General features: G+C 36.9%; 11 protein-coding genes. All 11 read left to right on the forward strand.

Annotation, left to right across the window (positions count from 1 at the left end):
- Nucleotides 1–120 precede the first annotated feature (120 nt).
- The 11 genes from rimP to EIY84_RS01100 all read left to right on the forward strand — a co-directional run bounded on the left by rimP (nucleotide 121) and on the right by EIY84_RS01100 (nucleotide 19,022).
- Entirely contained in the window at nucleotides 121–588 is a 468-nt protein-coding gene (gene rimP, locus EIY84_RS01050) for a ribosome assembly cofactor RimP (protein ID WP_124639605.1), read from the forward strand.
- A 28-nt stretch (nucleotides 589–616) separates the two neighbouring features.
- On the forward strand, nucleotides 617–1,852 hold the full coding sequence (nusA, locus tag EIY84_RS01055) for a transcription termination factor NusA (RefSeq protein WP_124639607.1): 1,236 nt from the start codon (nucleotides 617–619) through the stop codon (nucleotides 1,850–1,852).
- Nucleotides 1,853–1,938: 86 nt separating this feature from the next.
- Nucleotides 1,939–4,845, forward strand: a complete 2,907-nt coding sequence (gene infB, locus EIY84_RS01060; protein ID WP_124639609.1) for a translation initiation factor IF-2 — start codon at nucleotides 1,939–1,941, stop codon at nucleotides 4,843–4,845.
- A 317-nt stretch (nucleotides 4,846–5,162) separates the two neighbouring features.
- Nucleotides 5,163–7,073, forward strand: a complete 1,911-nt coding sequence (locus EIY84_RS01065; RefSeq protein ID WP_124639611.1) for a S8 family serine peptidase — start codon at nucleotides 5,163–5,165, stop codon at nucleotides 7,071–7,073.
- A gap of 301 nt (nucleotides 7,074–7,374) precedes the next feature.
- Nucleotides 7,375–10,248 (forward strand): SusC/RagA family TonB-linked outer membrane protein, encoded by a 2,874-nt coding sequence (locus tag EIY84_RS01070; protein ID WP_124639613.1) that lies wholly within the window; start codon nucleotides 7,375–7,377, stop codon nucleotides 10,246–10,248.
- Between the two features lie 100 nt (nucleotides 10,249–10,348).
- Entirely contained in the window at nucleotides 10,349–11,845 is a 1,497-nt protein-coding gene (locus tag EIY84_RS01075) for a RagB/SusD family nutrient uptake outer membrane protein (RefSeq protein WP_164471996.1), read from the forward strand.
- 86 nt (nucleotides 11,846–11,931) lie between these two features.
- Complete coding sequence (locus EIY84_RS01080; RefSeq protein WP_124639617.1) at nucleotides 11,932–13,860, forward strand: putative porin; 1,929 nt, start codon at nucleotides 11,932–11,934, stop codon at nucleotides 13,858–13,860.
- 9 nt (nucleotides 13,861–13,869) lie between these two features.
- Entirely contained in the window at nucleotides 13,870–15,462 is a 1,593-nt protein-coding gene (gene bshC / locus EIY84_RS01085; RefSeq protein WP_124639619.1) for a bacillithiol biosynthesis cysteine-adding enzyme BshC, read from the forward strand.
- A gap of 28 nt (nucleotides 15,463–15,490) precedes the next feature.
- Nucleotides 15,491–17,137 (forward strand): LysM peptidoglycan-binding domain-containing protein, encoded by a 1,647-nt coding sequence (locus EIY84_RS01090; RefSeq protein WP_124639621.1) that lies wholly within the window; start codon nucleotides 15,491–15,493, stop codon nucleotides 17,135–17,137.
- A gap of 49 nt (nucleotides 17,138–17,186) precedes the next feature.
- Nucleotides 17,187–18,062 (forward strand): ACP S-malonyltransferase, encoded by an 876-nt coding sequence (gene fabD, locus EIY84_RS01095; RefSeq protein ID WP_124639623.1) that lies wholly within the window; start codon nucleotides 17,187–17,189, stop codon nucleotides 18,060–18,062.
- A 51-nt stretch (nucleotides 18,063–18,113) separates the two neighbouring features.
- Nucleotides 18,114–19,022, forward strand: coding sequence for a GYDIA family GHMP kinase (locus EIY84_RS01100; protein WP_124639625.1), 909 nt, complete (start codon nucleotides 18,114–18,116; stop codon nucleotides 19,020–19,022).
- Nucleotides 19,023–19,071: the final 49 nt, after the last annotated feature.

The following is a 19,071-nucleotide window of genomic DNA, read 5'->3' on the forward strand; positions in this document are numbered from 1 at the left end:
GATTTTGTATAATTTTTCATATCTTTGCAAAAGATTTACGGAAAAAATGGAAAGGCCTTCGAAAGAAAGCCTTTTTTCGTAGGCATAAAAAAGCCTACCCCGTTTAGTTTTTTTAGAATTATGGAATTTAAAAATAAAATAGAAGAATTGCTAAATCAATTTCTTGAAGAAAGAAAGGATTTGTTTTTACTCGATTTGAAAATATCAGCAGGTGATGATATTACCGTGATTTTGGACGGCGACCAAGGGGTGACCTTACAGGATTGTTTGGATGCCAGTCGTGCGATAGAATTTAATATGGACAGAGAAGAGCATGATTTTTCACTTCAAGTAATGTCTGGTGGCTTGAGTGAGCCGTTGACCATGCCAAGACAATATCAGAAAAACATGGGTAGAGATTTGGACATCATCTTAAGCGATGAATCTAAAATTTCTGGTGAATTGGTAAAAGTAGATGATCAACAGATTTCTTTGTTGCTCAGATACCGAAAACCAAAAGAAGTAGGCAAAGGAAAAGTAGATGTGGAAGAAGAAAAGGTAATTCCTTATACCGAAATAAAAAAAGCACTGGTTGCAATAAAATTTTAATAATACCTTAAACTTAATATATAAAAGGATGAACAGTTTAGCGTTGATAGAAGCCTTTGGCGATTTTAAAGACGAAAAAAGCATTAACAAACACGAGTTGATGGCCATAATCGAAGATTCTCTAAAAACTTTGTTGAGAAAAAGATTCGATTCTGACGATCATTTTGATGTGATCGTTAACCCGGACAAAGGAGATTTTCAAATTTTCCTTAACAAAACCATCGTAGAAGACGAAATGTCCGAAGATGATGATTTGGAAATCGAAATCTCTGAAGCGAAGAAAATTGACCCTACTTTTGAAGTGGGTGAAGAATATACCGTGGAGATACCTATTGCCCAATTGGGAAGAAGAAGTATCCTTACCCTGAAACAAATTCTAGCAACCAAATTACAAGAAAGAAACAACTCTAAATTGTACGATAAATTCCGAGACAGAATCGGAGAAATCGTGGTTGGAGAGGTGCACCATGTTCGATTCAAACATGTAATTTTGGTAGATGATGAAGACAATGAATTCATCTTGTTGAAAGAAAATCAAATCCCGTCCGATTTCTTTAAAAAAGGAGATAGCGTAAGAGCAATTGTAGAATCCGTAGATTTTAAAGGCTCTAAACCGCAAATTTTTGTTTCCAGAACAGCTCCTAAATTCTTGGAGAAATTATTAGAATTAGAAATCCCAGAAATCCAAGACGGTACCATCATGCTGAAAAAAGTGGTGCGTATCCCAGGAGAAAAAGCAAAAATCGCTGTAGATGCTTACGACGATAGAATTGATCCTGTTGGAGCTTGCGTTGGTGTAAAAGGTTCTAGGATCCACGGTGTGGTAAGAGAACTTCGCAATGAAAATATCGATGTGATCCAATGGTCCAAAAACCCGGAAATCTTAGTGAAAAGAGCTTTGGGGAATGTGATCATCAATAAAATCGACATCAATACCGAAGAAAATTACGCATTGGTACATACGCCGGTAGAAGAAATTTCTAAAGTCATCGGTAAGCAAGGACAAAATATTCGTTTGGCATCTTGGTTAACAGACTACGAGATAGATGTGTACAGAGAAACTGCCGAAGACGATGATGTGGATTTGAACGAGTTCAACGATGAAATTGAAGGATGGATTATTGAAGAGTTCAAAAAAGTAGGATTGACTACCGCTAAAAGTGTCTTGGACAAAGAAACCGAATCTTTGCTTAACATGACCGATCTGGAAGAAGAAACCATTGAGGAAGTGAAGCAAATATTAAAAGCAGAATTTGAAGATTAATTTTTGGTTAAACTTCAAATTCATACCCCATAAAGTTGTTAGAAACTTTTATTTACATAATTTTATAAAAATAATTCAATTAATACATGCCAAAAGTTAGATTAAACAAAGCGCTTAAGGAATTTAATATTTCGATGAACCGATTGGTTGAGTTTCTTCAGTCGAAAGGATTCGAAGTAGAAGCCAATCCTAATACGCAATTGGAAGAATCGGCATATTCTGCATTGGAAGCGGAGTTCGCTAAGGACGGTGAACAGAGAAAAGCTTCTCATGAGGTTGTAATTGCTAAAGTCCCAGAAGAAAAACTGGAACTTGAAGTGAAAAAAGAACCTGAGGTGATAAGAGCCAAAGCATCTGTGAAAACAGAAACCAAAATTTTAGGCAAAATAGATTTGGAAGCAAACAAACCTGTTGTGGAAAGCCCTAAAGTTGAAGTACAAGAAACAAAAGTTGAAGAACCTGCGAAAATAGAACCTGAAAAAGTGGTTGCTCCAGTTTCCGAAAAACAAGAATTTAAAGTTTTGGACAAGATTGATCTGTCCCAAATCGATAGCTCATCGAAACCTAAATCCAGTAAAAAAGCTCCTGCAAAAGCAGAAAGTCCAAAAGAGCAAAAGCCTAAAACAGCTGCTCCAAAAACGGAAGCTAAAGAAACGGTGAAGCCTGTCGAAAAAACAGCTCCAAAGCAAGAAGTACAGGCTGAGAAAAAAGCCGAAAAACCTGCGGAAATCAAAGAGGTTTCTTTTGAAGAACCTCAAAAGATAGAAACGGTTTATCAGAAATTGGAAGGTCCTAAAATTTTAAAACAAACCGTGGATCTTTCTCAATTTGCAGACAAATCCAAAGGTGCTTCTGCAAAAAAGAAAAGAAAAAGAATAGACAAAAAAGATGCTCCTAATCAGGGTACAGCTAACAATACCAATACTCAAGGTGGCGGCAATAGACCTCCACATCAGGGTGGTGGCAATAGACCTCCGCACCAAGGCGGGCCAAATCGTCCAGGACAGCAAGGTGGACAAAACCGCCCAGGACAACAAGGAGGTGCAAACAATAAAAGAGGTAAAAGACCAGAAAGGGTTATGCCTGTGGAATTGACCGATGAACAGGTGAAAAACCAAATCAAGGAAACTCTTGAAAAGCTAACCAACAGAGGTAAGTCTAAAGCGTCTAAGCACAGAAAAGAAAAAAGATCTTTCAGAAGAGAGCAGGACGAAATGCAACAAGAATTGGATGCGCAAGACAGAACTTTGAAAGTGACCGAATTCATTACCGTAGGCGAATTGGCCAGCTTGATGAATGTAAGTCCTACAGAAGTTATCTCTGCTTGTTTCTCCCTAGGTGTCATGGTAACGATGAACCAAAGATTGGAAGCCGATACCCTAACTTTAGTAACCGATGAGTTTGGATATAAAGTAGAATTCCAAGATGCAGACCTTGAGGAAGCCATTGAAGAAATTGAAGATACCGAAGAAGAATTGGTTGCTAGAGCACCCATTGTAACCGTAATGGGGCATGTGGACCACGGTAAAACTTCATTACTCGATTATGTTCGTAAAACCAATGTTATCGCTGGAGAATCCGGAGGTATCACGCAGCACATCGGTGCTTACAATGTTAAATTGGAAAACGGACAAAAAATAACTTTCCTAGATACACCCGGTCACGAAGCCTTTACCGCGATGAGAGCGAGAGGAGCACAAGTTACCGACATCGCAATTATCGTAATTGCTGCGGACGACGATGTAATGCCTCAGACCAAAGAAGCCATCTCCCACGCACAAGCAGCTGGTGTACCAATGATTATTGCCATCAATAAAGTGGATAAGCCAACAGCGAATCCGGACAATATTCGTCAACAACTTTCCGGACTCAATGTCTTGGTTGAAGAATGGGGTGGTAATGTACAGTGTCAAGAAATTTCAGCAAAATTCGGTAACAATGTCGATTTGTTGTTGGAAAAAGTTTTGATCCAAGCAGAAATGCTAGAGCTGAAAGCCAATCCGGATAGAGTAGCACAAGGCGTTGTGATTGAAGCCTCTTTGGATAAAGGTAGAGGATATGTAGCAACCGTTTTGGTACAAACCGGTACTCTGAAAATTGGTGATTATCTCTTAGCCGGTAAAAACCACGGTAAGGTAAAAGCCATGTTGGACGAAAGAGGTAGAAATATGAAGACGGCCGGTCCGTCCATGCCGGCAACCATTTTGGGTCTGGACGGTGCACCAACAGCCGGGGATAAAATTCGTGTATTCGAAGATGAGTCTGAAGCTAAATCCATTGCCAACAAGAGAGGTCAGTTGCAAAGAGAACTTTCCATTCGTACCAAGAAACATACAACTTTGGAAGAGTTGGGAAGAAGAATTGCTCTTGGAGATTTCAAAGAACTGAACATCATCTTGAAAGGGGATGTAGACGGTTCCGTAGAAGCTCTTTCCGATCAGTTACAAAGACTCTCAACAGAGGAGATTTCAGTAAACATCTTGCACTCCGGGGTGGGACAAATTACAGAATCGGATGTTAACTTGGCCAATGCATCGGATGCGATCATCATCGGGTTCAATGTAAGAGCTGGAGCGTCTGCAAAAGAATTGGCGGACAGAGAAGAAATCGAAATCAGAACTTATTCCATCATCTACAAAGCCATCGATGAGGTGAAAGAAGCGATGGAAGGTATGCTTTCTCCAGAAATTAAAGAACAGGTAATCGGAAATGTAGAAATCCGTCAGGTGTTCAAAATTTCTAAAGTGGGAAGTATCGCAGGGTGTATGGTACTTACTGGTAAGGTAACCAGAAACTCCAAGATTCGTTTGCTTCGTGATGGAATTGTGAAGTTTGATGGCGAACTGGAAAGTTTGAAACGATTCAAAGACGATGTGAAAGAAGTAAGCAAAGGATACGACTGTGGTCTGAACCTGAAAGGGTACAACGACATCGAAGAAGGTGATATCCTAGAAGTTTACGAGGAAGTCGAAGTGAAGAAAAAATTGAAATAAGATTTCGTTTTTTCTCATAGGATATACAAAACCGGAATTGCAACTTGCAGTTCCGGTTTTTTTTGGAGTCTATAAAAATTCCAAAGAAAATACATTATGACCCTCGTTTTAGTACCACAGTTTTTAGATGAAATTGTTTAGTTGTAAGAATAAGTTTTGAAAAAGAATTAAAAAATTCGCTATTAAACAGCTGTTTGCGTGTGATTTATTCCCTTTGTTCGTGGTATAAATGCTTTATTTATTTAAATAAAAATGGATTGGTAAAAAATATGTATATTTACCAACTTTAATTTATTAACAATCAAGTAATAGTAATAATGAAAAAACTTTTAGTTATCGTTGCGATTTTGCCTATTTTCTTAAATGCGCAAACCGCAGAAGAAAAAAGAAAAATAGCTTCTTTTTCCAACCAAGAAGCTAATGCTGTACTTATGCAGCAATTAAAAGTTGAAGAGCAACAAAGATTAGCAAGACTAGAGCAATACTTACAAGCGCACCCAGAGGTTGAAAAATATCAAGTGTCTAAAGACGGACAAATTACCGAATTGATGGATGTCTTGCCAAATGGTGAAAAGATTATTGCAAAAACGGATAATGCCGGTGCAGCCATAACAGCGAGAGCCAATAAATTATACAACGGAGGTTCTTTAGGAATCAACATCCAAGGTCAAGGGATGACTGCAGGTGTTTGGGATGGAGGATCTATTCGTGATACGCATAGAGAATTTGTGGTAAATGGTACCTCAAAAGTAGAATTGTACGATTCTGCTTCTCCATTTGCTGCCCATGCAACGCATGTAGGTGGTACTATTGCAGCACAAGGTATTACGGCAAATGCAAAAGGAGTCGCTTTTAACTCAAATTTAAAATCTTATGATTGGACTAATGACCTTGTAGAAATGCAAGCTGAAGCTGAAGCAGGACTTCTGTTGTCAAATCATTCATATATGATAGGCCAATTAGGATCATTATGGTTTTATGGAGCGTACGACTCAAGAGCAAAGCAGTTTGATCAATTGTGCTTTAATAATCCATATTATTTGCCTGTTGTTGCTGCAGGGAATGATAGAAATAGTACGGTTGCTCCTGCGTCTACGCAAATTGCAAATAAAGGAGGGAATGATTTGATTTTTGGACATGGAAATTCTAAAAACGCAATTACAGTTGCCGCTGTTGAACAGGTGAATAATTATCAAAATGAAGGTGATGTAGTAATGTCTTCATTTAGCAGCTGGGGACCTTCTGATGATGGAAGAATTAAACCGGAAATTTCTATGAAAGGAGTTGCTGTATATTCTTCTGTTAGTAGTAGTGATGCAGCATACGGAACCATGAACGGGACTTCGATGGCTACGCCAGGTGTGACCGGTGTGTTAACTCTATTGCAACAATATCACAAACAACTTTATACCAATTATTTGAAAGCGGCAACATTGAAAGGTTTGGTTTTGCATACTGCGGATGAAGCGGGTTATGCTCCAGGACCTGATTACTCTTTCGGATGGGGGTTGATTAATGCAGAAAATTCGGCTAAGGCAATTCGAGATAAAAATCTTACGAATAGCAGAAGTATCATTGAAGAACGATCGTTGTCCAATGCAGCAGTATTTACCAAAACCATAACAGCCAATGGGACAGGTCCTTTGAAAGTGTCCATATCTTGGACCGATCCTGCGTATCCAACTCCTAATACAGGTACCGTTGATCCATCAACAAAATATTTGGTAAACGATTTGGATGTTAAAGTAACTTCTTCATCAGGAACGGTTTACTATCCATGGAGGCTGTTTGGTATGAGTGATTATACCAATCCTGCTGCAAATGACGCTCAAAACAATGTTGACAATTATGAAAGAGTTGATATTCCAAATCCTTCGGGGACTTATACCATAACAGTGACTCATAAAGGAGCATTGCTAGGGGGCAGTCAAAACTATTCATTGATTGTAACATCCACAAATTTATCGAGCTTAGGAACTAATGAAGCTGCATTGAAAGGAGATGAGATATTGTTGTATCCAAATCCCACACAAGACTTTTTGTATTTTAAAAACAACAATTTGATCGAAGCTAATGTTACGGTATTGGATCTTTCAGGGAGAATTGTTTTGCAAAAAGTAATTAAAGACGGTAGATTGAATGTTCAAAATTTGAATAAGTCTGAGTATCTTCTGATTTATAAAGATAAAAAAGGAAAAGAGTTCTCCGAAAAATTTATTAAAAAGTAAAATATTTAACTTTTTATTTTGAAGTTAATGAAAATCAAAAAAAGTTGAGCCTTGGTGCTCAACTTTTTTTGATTTATAAGCCATTTAAGCAAATATTTTAATTTTATTTTGATTTCTATAATCGTTATTTTAGTGTCAAAATTAGAAATATGATAAAATAAAGAATTATTATTAATGCAAAACATCGATATTAGAAAAAATTGGCATGGAATGTTAAGTTTTTTCTTTTTTTTAATATTTCTTTGTGTATGTTAATTATATTTAACATATTTGTACGATAAAAATATTAAAATTTGTTAATATGAATGTAAAATTGCGAGTGCTAAGCATGGGGGTTTTGTTCTTTATTGGACAAGGCGTTGATGCTCAGGCGAAAAAAGACACAGTAACTAAGGAGAAAAAAATTGACGAAGTTGTTGTGCAAGGGTACAGAACCGTAAGTAAAAAAACAGCGGTTATCTCTGTTGCTCAAGTGAAAAGTGAAACAATTGAGGATAGACCAAATGCAAATGCCATGAATATTGTTCAAGGACAGCTTGCAGGGGTGAACATTTCCACAGGAACAGGTCAGCCAGGTGCAAAGTCTTCAGTAATCATTAGAGGGGTAGGTACCTATAACGGTAGTACAGATCCTCTATATGTTATTGATGGATTTCCATCCAACTCTGATAACTTTAGATCAATCAACTCCCAAGATATCGAAAGTATCGAGGTATTGAAAGATGCAACTGCAATTGCACAGTATGGTAACAGAGGTTCAAACGGTGTGGTTGTTATCAAAACCAAGAGAGGTTCTTATGGATCTCGTTTTGATGTTCGTTATCAATCTTTCTTTGGGGTGTCAATGCTTCAGACTAACAAGTATAACAAAGCGAACTCCAGACAAATGTTGACTTTAGAAAATCAATTTGGTGTTGGTCTAGGAGCAACCATGACACAAAGCGATATTGATAATTATCAAATTGATACAGACTGGACTAAATATTTCTTTAGACCTGCAGTTTCTAGTAGCCATACTTTGTCATTGACTACAGGAGGTAAAAATGTGAATTCTTATACTTCTGTTGGGTACTATGAGCAAGATGGTATCCTAAGAGGTACTTCACTTAAAAGATTCAATGTTCGTAACAATATCGAAGGGAAAAGTAACAACGATCGATTGAAGTATAGCTTGAATACGGCTGTTGGTTTCTCTAAGAACAACGAAGCACAGGCTTTGGGAACTGGAGGTGTTAATAACAACTTTATTATTGGTGCTTTTAAAGGTGCTCCTTATGTTTCTCCAAGTTTATATACAGGATCTCTTGATGTTTTTGATCTTTATGCAACGGACGGTACTTTATTGTATACACCATTGTTTTTGATTGATAAATTATACACTTCACCTAACCTAACCGACGAGTTAAGATTGGATGCGGGTGCTGAGATGTCTTATAAAATCTTAGAAGGGCTTACAGGTAGAGTTAGAACTTCAGGGCAATTCTTGACAACGAGATCAGTTTCTTCAACTGGACCAAACTCTTTTAACGGTTTGTTGTTCTCTTCTACTCAAGGTACCCCTTCATATATGGGAGGTAACTTTAACGGTAACGAAGGGATTGCTCAAAGAAGAGAGTTCTTATTCAATAACCTTTGGCAATTGGATTATTCCAAAACGATTGGAGAGCACAGCTTCAATGTTCAAGGGAATGCGGAGTATAACCATTCAACAACAGAGAATAATAACTTTACTCAGAGAGGTTTAAATCATAAAACATTCATTCCTAATACAGGTGCTGGATATGTTACAGATGTGTCCTCACACGATTTCTATGTACCTTCAGTTTCGGCATCAAGATTGCATTTGAACATGATTTCTTATTTCGGAAGTTTCGAGTATGATTTCAGTAAAAAATACGGTTTTGTAGCTACTGCGAGAAGAGATGGAACCAGCAGATTTGACAAAGACAGACAATGGGGTACATTCTGGTCTTTAGGTGCTCGTTGGAATGTTGATGAAGAAAAATTCATGGACAATGTATCCTTTGTTGATTCTTGGAAAATTAGAGGATCTATCGGTACTGTAGGTAACCAAAGATATGTTTCAGGTTCAATTTATTCAGGATTGGTGCCTCCAGGTTTCTTAGATATCTATAGTCCATCTAATAATGCCTATAACGGTGGTTTAGGATATAGTATTTCTTTCGGTTATCCAGAATTGAGATGGGAAACAACTAAAACATATAACATTGGTACAGACTTCGAATTGTTCTCAAGAAGATTAAGAGGTAGCTTCGATTATTATACCAAGAAAACTTATGACTTGTTCATGTCCGATCCAACAGTTCCTGCTTTAGGTACTACGGCAATCGATAAAAATACAGACAATGCAATCTATAACAAAGGTTATGAATTGGGATTGGCGTACGACATCTTGAGAAGCAAGCACGGAGAAGGTTGGAACTTGACTCTTAGAGCGAATGGATCTATTAACAACCAAACTATTGAAGGAATTCAAATGAATGGTGGTAAAATTTCTGTAGGAACTAATCCAACTCAAGTATCTCAAAACGGATATCAAACATTCTTGCCTTTTGTTTATCACTACATCGGTGTTAACCCAGCAAATGGTAACTTATTGTTTGAGGATGCAAATGGAAATCCAACAGAAACTCCAACCATGGACGATAGAAAACTTGCTAAGTACGGATCTACTCCTAAGTATCAAGGTGGTTTCGGTTTCGATTTAGGATATAAAGGATTCTATGCAAGCACGACATTTACTTTTGTAAGTGGTGTATCTAGATTTGATTGGGATTTAGAAGGAATGTTAGATCCAGGAGAACTAGGAACATTTAATGTTTCAACTGATTTATTGAATGCATGGACTCCAACAAATACGAATACTGATGTTCCTGCTCTTAATGCTTCTAACTATGCATATCAAGCCAACTCAGATAGATTTTTAGTTGACGCTTCTTATGTTCGTATGAGAAATGCACAAATTGGTTACAAAGTGCCTAGAGCAGTGTTAGAAGGAACCTTTGTGAAAGATTTGTCTATCTTTGTACAAGGTGAGAACTTGTATAACTGGACTAAATGGAGAGGATACGATCCTGAAAGTAATAGAGGATCCGATCAATATCAATATCCATCTCCAAGAACATTTACTTTAGGAGTTGATGTTAAGTTTTAATAAATATTATTAATATTTAAATTTAAAAAAAATGAAAAAAATATTCAATATGTGTATCGTCGTGGCAGGTTTATCATTAGTATCTTGTGATAGAGACTTAATGACACCTTTCACTCCAGGTGCACTAACAGAAGATGTTGCTATTCAGACCAGTTCAGAATTACAACAATTGTTAAATTCTACATACGCTAACTTAAACAGCAGATCAGAAGCAGAATTTGTATCGGTATTTACTGATGAAGTAGGTATTGGTTTTGCAAACGGTGGTCAAGGTTTAGATGATGATTTCGTATTCTATATGACTCCATCTGCAGGTGCACCTGGTGCTCTTTGGAATGGTGCATATTTCACATTGGCTAGAGCTAATAGAGTGATTACGATTGCAGATAAAATTACTCCAGTCGATGCGGCAGACGCTTCTAAAATTGCAAATATAAAAGCTCAAGCTTTGGTTGTTCGTGCATTTTGTCATTTGAGAATCTTGTCATATTTCACACCTGACATGAAAGATAATAACGCCTTGGCTGGTGTATTAGCAGATCATGTTTTTAAACCGGAAGAAAAGACAAATCCAAGAGCTACTAACGGTGCTTTTTATTCTTTAATTCATTCAGATTTGGATAATGCAATTGCTTTGTATAATGCCAATCCAATGGCTCAATCTCAAGTGGCAGCGAACTTGTTTTTTGCAATGGGATTGAAAGCAAGAGCTTATGCGTATAAAGGAGATTATGCAAATGCAGAAACTTGGGCAGACAATGTAATTACTTCTGGAGTATTGACTTTGGCTACTCCAACTCAGTATAAGCAGATGTTTTTCTCAGATACCAACTCTTCTGAAGTAATGTTCAAATTGAAAAGAACTCCTAACCAAAACTCACAAGGTTTCAACTTGCACAATGCATGGTGTTCAATTCGTCCGAACTTGACAGGTTCTCCATTCTATGAAGTTGGTAGATCTTTGCACAATGTTTTAAATCCAACAAACTTACCTGCTAATACTTTAGGTACTTTGTCCGATGTTAGAGCAAATGTTATTATCGCTCCTTCTTCAGTTGTAGATGTTAATTATGCTACTTCTTCTGATTATAGAAATACGGATAAATTAATTATTAATAAACACGGAGGTGTTGCAACTGGTTCTGCAACTTGGGCAACAGCAGCTACGAATGCAAATAACAACGATATCAAAGTAATGAGATTGTCTGAGATGTATTTGATCAAAGCTGAAGCTAGAGCTGCTGCTGGTGACCTTGCCGGCGCTGCTACTGCGGTACAGGCAATTAGAACAGCAAGAAATACTGTAGCTCCTGCAATGCCAGTTTATGGTAATGCAACAGCTGCTTGGGCTGGAATCTTAAATGAAAGAAGAATTGAATTCGCTTTCGAAGGATACCGTTTCTTAGATCTTAAGAGATTGGGTAATTTAGCAGGTTTAGGTATTGATAGAGATGCTGCGGATTATACATCTAGTTCAGCGAACTATCCTGGTGCAAACCCATCCAACTTGCCAATGTCAAGTCACAAGTGGGCTTTGCCAATTCCACAAGATGAAGTTAATGTGAATTCAGCTATTCAACAAAATATTGGATACTAATTAATATTAATTACATACCAACCCCGCTTCTAAAGCGGGGTTTTTTATTGCTATATTTTCGTATTTTTGCAAGATATCTTTAATCTATGCGAAGTTTATTTTTAATATTCTTATTGGTTTCCAATCTTATTTTTTCACAAATCGTAAAGCCTAATAATAAAGTTACAGAAGTAGATCAAGATACTTTGGTTGTTAATTCAGGTAAAAACGATTCTCTCAAAATTTTTAATCCGACCATTTCGGATTACCGTTTTCAGACTCAGTTTTCAGAAAAAAAAGTTTTTGATACTTTGCTGACTCATGACAAGTCGTACTCCTTTTCACAATACACCAATCACGATAATTTTGGTGCAATACAATATGCCAACATCGGTTCTGGATACAATTCTTTAACCTACAATTGGAATGGGCAGTACGACCTTTCTCTTATGCCAACCAATAAATCGTACGGAATTGTAGCGGCGGATCAAGTAAAATATTACGATGTGAAAACACCAACTACGGCTTTTGTATTCCATAACGGTATTAGCAACGGTGCTTCTTTGTATTCTACTTATACCCAAAATATAGGTAAACGATTCAATTTTGCAATTGATTATTTTGGACTACGATCACAAGGGGCTTATCAAAAATCTTTGGCCGTAAATAACAATACAACAATTTCCACCCATTATATTTCCAAAAATAACCGTTACGAATTGTTTGGACATTTCATTCATCAAAACATAACCAATCAAGAAAACGGAGGGATAACTAACGAATATGATTTGCTCTACCAAGCGGGAAATTCTGAGATCAGCAACAGACAGACCATACCGGTTAATTTTTCGGACTCGTATTCCCGATTTGCGTACAGAAGATATTATCTCAGTCATCAATTGGCATTGTTTGATATTGCACGATTTCCTTTCAAGATCAACCATACTTTTTCCAATCAAAGCAACAAGTATTACTACGAAATGTCATCGGCCGATTTAAGTCTTTTTTCTGATGCCATAGACCATAAAAACAATTCGTCCAAGAAGTTTTCTGATAATTTAAGCAACAGCATTTCTTTGTTGTACGATGCCGAAAAGTTTAAATTGGATGCGGGGATACGACATCAGCTCATTCGTTTAGGAACCAATAACGAAGCTTTGTTGGGAAATCCCATGTTGCCGGAATATCGCGAGAACCGCTTGGGGCTTGTCGGAAATTTAAAGTATAAATTTTCTGATGTATTTTCTCTTGCTTCAAAATTAGAATTGTCCAAAGGATCTGTTTTTGGAAATTATATTTTATCGCAAAACTCTTTGTTTATTCAACCCATCAAAGACTATACACTTCATGCTTTTGCCAATTTCAAATCCTCGGCTCCGGGCTTTAATTATTTAGTAAATTCATCTCCCGTATTGTCGTACAATTTCCAAATGCCCTTTTTTCAGAATGAAAATGCACTGTCTTTTGGTGGTGAATTGGGTATGAAATTCTGGCAAACAAAGTTTTTTGCTAAATACCACAGAATAGAAAATTATACTTATCTAAACCGTTTTTATCAACCCGAACAAAGTTCAGAAGCCGTAGGCATTGCCCAACTCGGAGGTGAGACTACCATGAACTACGGTCGCTTTTTCCTGAATACCCGTTTGCAATTTCAACAAAACAGCTCTGGAAAAGACATGCTGCCACTTCCTAATTTTTTAGGAAGAGCCAATTTTTTCTATCAATCCAGAGCATTCAAGGATAAAGCTGAAATACAAACAGGAATAAAAGTGTACTATTTCAGTAAATTCAATTCCAGAGAATTTTCGCCCATTTTAAATGAATATGCTTTGCCGGGACTTACTTCTTTTGCAATTGGAGGACAACCCATTGTCGATGCATATTTTAATTTTAAAGTAAAAAAAATGTTCTTCTTTATCGAAGGTCAGCATCTTACCACCTTGATCAGTCCTAACAAAGTTTATGCAGCGCCACATTATCCGTTTTACGATTTTCGTTTGAATTTAGGTATTGTGTGGTATTTATTTTCCTAATTTAGTCTCGTGAAAGCCTTAGCCCAAATACCATTTCAGAATTTAGAAAGCATCCCAACTCTTGTGAAAGATTTTCTAAACGCAAAGATTGAAGAAACTCAATCTTTGGTGTGGAATCATGAAAATATTAAGAATAAAATAGAATCTAAAACTTTAGGTTTTTCACCTTATAATAGAGAAATTCTTTCTGAAGTTTTGTGCGATCAGCATCAAGATTTATCGTTGAGTGCTTTGCAAAAAGAAAATCTAGATAGGTTATCCAACAAAAATACACTTACCATAACGACGGGGCATCAGCTTAATTTATTCTCGGGGCCTGTATTTTTTATTTATAAAATTGCGCAGGTTATCAAAAGCACTAACGAGTTGAACAAAATCCATCCCAATCATCATTTTGTTCCACTATTTTGGATGGCGACCGAGGATCATGATTTTGAAGAAATCAATCATTTTAAAGCCGAAGGAGAAGTGTTTTCGATTCGAGAAGAATCGGGTGGAGCAGTGGGACGAATTCAAGTTTCAGACTTAGATTTTATCCAAAATTTTGAAAATTCTTTTAAAGATAGAAAGTTTGGTGGCGATTTGATAGACCTCATGAAGAGTTCCTACAAAGAAGGGGAAACTCTGACCCAAGCAACTCGAAAGTTGGTGCATCAACTTTTTTCCGAATACGGCTTGTTGATGATCGATGGCGATGACAAACGATTGAAAGCTCTTATGAAAGAAACTTTTCAAAAGGAGCTAACGGAAAATTTGTTGTATAAAAGTACTCAGAAGACCATCCTTGATTTGAAGCAGCACTATGGAAAAGTTCAGGTAAATCCTCGAGAAATCAATTTGTTTTATCTTGAGAAAACCAGAAACCGTATTGAATTTGATGGCGAAAAATTTGTGGTGGTAGATACTTCATTACAATTTTCAAAAGAAGAAATTCTTAATGAGCTTAAAAATAATCCTGAAAAATTCAGCCCCAATGCGGTTTTGAGACCTGTATTTCAGGAAATAATATTACCCAATTTAGCCTACATTGGCGGGAATGCGGAAATTGCCTATTGGTTGGAACTGATCGAATGTTTTAAGTCAATAAATTTGGATTTTCCCATTCTGGTCCCTAGAAATTCACTTCTGTTTTTGTCTGAAAAAACTTTAGGGAAAATGCAAAAATTAGGATTAAGTATTGAAGAGGTTTTGGGAAATAAACAGACGGCAATCAAAACGAAATTATTGTCCAATCATCCGTTGGAATCCTTAATTTCTGAAAAGGAAAATGAACTGAAAACCATTTTTCAGGAACTTAAATTCCAATCCATTCATACCGATTTTAGCTTTGGACAATTGATTAATGCTGAGGAAATGCGACAAATGAAGTCGTACGATCGTATGAAAAAAAGACTTTTGAAAGCGGAGAAAATTAAACAACAAGAAAAGGTATCTCGAATAGAAAATGTATTTTCAGAAGTCCATCCTGCCGGTATTTGGCAAGAAAGAGTTTGGAATTTTTCTGAATTTTATGCCGATTATGGCTCAGAATGGCTTCAGGATTGCTATAACAATATTTCAATTGAAAAATCCGAACTCAATGTTGTTGTCTATTCATTTTGAAAGCCTTAATTTTGTGCTTTATAAAAACATGAGAAAAAAAATATTCACCGTAGCATTATCAACCCTATTTGTTGGACTTTTTGCCCAACAGACACATGCGGTATCCCAAGGGGATACGGCATACAGTATTGCAAAAAAATACGGAATTACGCTGGACGACCTTTTAAAACTGAACCCTTCTATAAAAGATGGAAAAGTGAATTTGGGCGATGTTCTTACGGTGAATTCTAAATCAAAACCTTCGGGGAATATAAAATCCGATTCGGATTTGGGAATCATCATCATTCAGCCCAAACAAACGCTATACGGAATTTCAAAGAAATTTAAAGTTTCTGAAAGCGATATTAAAAAATACAACCCACAACTAGAAACAGAAGGTTTAAAAATAGGAGCTCAATTGAAGCTTCCTATGAACAAAATCAAAAAATACGGCGATCCGCAAGAAGTATTTGTTCCTGTTGCAGCAACACCGGTTTCTGTAAACACTTCAGTTTCACCAAAAGATGAGTTTGCGACTTATACCGTAGAATCTGGTGATACCATTTTTTCTTTGGTAAATAAATTCGGTTCCAGCATCGATGAACTTTTAGCATGGAATCCATCGTTGTCTCAAGGCTTAAAAGCTGGGATGAATCTGAAAGTTAGAAAACTGGATGTGGCGTATAAAAAGAAAAGTGGTGATGCACTTGGTGTAGTTTTGATGTTGCCGTTTGGATACAACTCCAACGACTCTAAATACAGAGCGATGTCTCTAGAGTTTTTAAAAGGGGCAAAATTAGCAATAGAAAGAAATGCAAAATCCGGTCAAAAATTAGATGTTATAGTGGTTGATGCCGGAAATGAACAGAGTTTTAAAAATTCACTTTCTCAGATCAATGTCAACAACACCGATTTGATGATCGGTCCTTTTTTCAAGTCCAGTATTTTAGAAGCTTTGGAATTTGTAGGGGATAAAAAAATTCCGATCGTGTCTCCATTTGCCAACTCAGAAGATTTATACGATTATAACAATCTGATTATTGTTGAAACCAACGATAAAGTCTATGCCGACAAGATCAACGAAGAGGTGGAAAAAGTATATTCCAACCAAAAAATTTATATTTTAGCAGGTAACGATCCCGGAAACGCACAGTACATTCGTGCTCAGTTGGAGAAAAAATTAAAAAATGCGGTCGTAAGTATTGTTAAATCAGCGGACGACATCAAGATCGATAAGAATATGATGACCGGACAACCGGCTCCCATCATTGCTATTTTATCAGATCCTCAACAAATTTCTGGCGAAGCCTTTACCAATCGCATGATACAGTTGTCCAAAGAATCTACGGGGAATAAAGCATTCAGCATGTATTATTCTTCTAGTTTTGAGAAGAAAATTGACGATTTGTCTCAGGTGAATCTCGTGTATCTTATTGATAGAAAAATTAATACGGATGGGACTTTTGAAAAAGAAATCCTAGCCGATTACAAAGCTAAATACTGTACAACACCATCCAAATACGCCATCATAGGTTTTGATGTGGTGAACGATATGTTAAGCCGTGAGAACAAATCCGGTGAACTATTTAAGCAAATAACGAAGGTACAAACTCAATTGGCAACCAAGTTTGAATTTGTAAAAGCTAAAAACAATGGCGCTTTTATCAATACGGGGTTCAGAGTGGTAAGGTATTGATACCTTTAAAATAAACAACTAAAAACCTATAAAACATTCAATTATATTTATGAAAGCACTAATATTTCCTGGTCAAGGTTCTCAGTTCGTAGGAATGGGAAAGGAATTGTACGATTCCAGAAAAGATGTAAAGGATTTGATGCAAGCAGCAAATGAGATCTTAGGCTTCGATATACTTTCCATCATGTTCTCCGGATCAGACGAAGATCTTAAAAGAACCGAGGTAACGCAACCGGCTATATTTTTACACTCTGTAGCTGCTCTAAAAGCAGTGAATGGACTGGGTGCCGAAATGGTTGCAGGGCATTCTTTGGGAGAGTTTTCTGCTTTGGTTGCAAACGGAGTTCTTTCTTACGAAGACGGATTGAAGCTGGTGGCAGCAAGAGCTAAAGCCATGCAGGAAGCTTGCGATGCCAATCCGAGTTCTATGGCTGCAATCCTAGGATTGGCCGATGAAAAAGTGGAAGAAATTTGTGCTTCTGTTGATGGTATTGTGGTTCCGGCAAATTACAACTGCCCAGGTCAGTTGGTAATTTCAGGTGAAACAAAAGCTGTGGAATTGGCTTGTGAAAAAATGAAAGAAGCCGGTGCAAAAAGAGCTTTGTTGCTTCCTGTGAATGGGGCTTTTCATTCTCCTTTGATGATGCCCGCACAAGAAAAATTGGCCATTGCCATAGAAAATACAAAGTTTAGAAATGCAACCATCCCGGTGTATCAAAACATAACTACAACAGCCGTTTCTGATCCTGAACAGATAAAACAAAACCTGATTAAACAATTGACAGGGCCTGTGAAATGGACTCAAACTGTTCAAAATATGATTGCCGATGGTGCAATTAATTTTGTAGAAGTAGGACCTGGAAAAACACTGCAAGGTCTTGTGAAAAAGATCAACTCAGAAGCAGTATTGTCTTCAGCAATTTAAAATAAGAACAGAAAACCACAGGAAAATTGTGGTTTTTCTCTTTATATACTCATGATTCAGTCTCCTATTTTTTCTCCCGGCAAACTTTTATTAACATCAGAGTACTTCGTTTTGGATGGAGCACTTGCTTTGGCTGTTCCTACAAAAGCCGGACAGGAAATGGTGGTTCGAGTTATGGAAGACCAAGCTTCTTTTATTTTTTGGGAAGCCCATCATCAAAATAGACCATGGCTAAAAGCCGTTATTGACTTCACGACTTGGGAAATAATTGAAACGAACGATGTGGTTTCGGCTGAATTTGTGAAAAAAACCTTGCAAAATGTTGAATTTTTGAGAGGAGGTATTTTCGAAAAAGGTAATTCGTACCACTTTAAAACCAACCTTCAGTTTCCATCCAATTATGGTTTGGGTAGTAGTTCGACTTTGATGACCAATTTGGCAAGTTGGGCCGGAGTTTGTCCTTTTAAACTCAACGAAATATCACTTGGTGGTAGCGGTTATGATATCGCTGTTGCCGAAAGAAAAACAGCAATTTTATATTCGTGTACACCCAAAAGAGAAATAAAATCTATGGTTTATAAACCGGATTTTTATTCTGAACTTATTTTTATTCATCTCAATCAAAAAAAAGACTCTCGTGAGGGCATACGATTGTATCGATCAAAAGAGAAAAGCACCTCTATGATTGACGAAATGTCTTCTTTAACCAATGAAATTTTGAATGCTAAAAACATGAGTGCATTTTCAAATTTAATGGACATTCATGAAGGGAAAGTCTCTGAGTTTTTAGGACTAGAAACGGTGAAAAGCAGTCGCTTTTCCGACTGTCCTGTTTTTGTGAAAAGTCTTGGGGCTTGGGGTGGAGATTTTGTCCTTACCCAAAAATTTGAAGGATACCGGGCATACTTTTCGGACAAAGGATTTGCCGATATCTGGGATTGGGAACAACTAATTTTGTGATTGATAATGTTTTATATCAGTTACAATTATTTGCCAATTTAGTGCTTTA

It is taken from the genome of Amniculibacterium aquaticum (genome assembly GCF_003852705.1).
GTDB lineage: Bacteria > Bacteroidota > Bacteroidia > Flavobacteriales > Weeksellaceae > Amniculibacterium > Amniculibacterium aquaticum.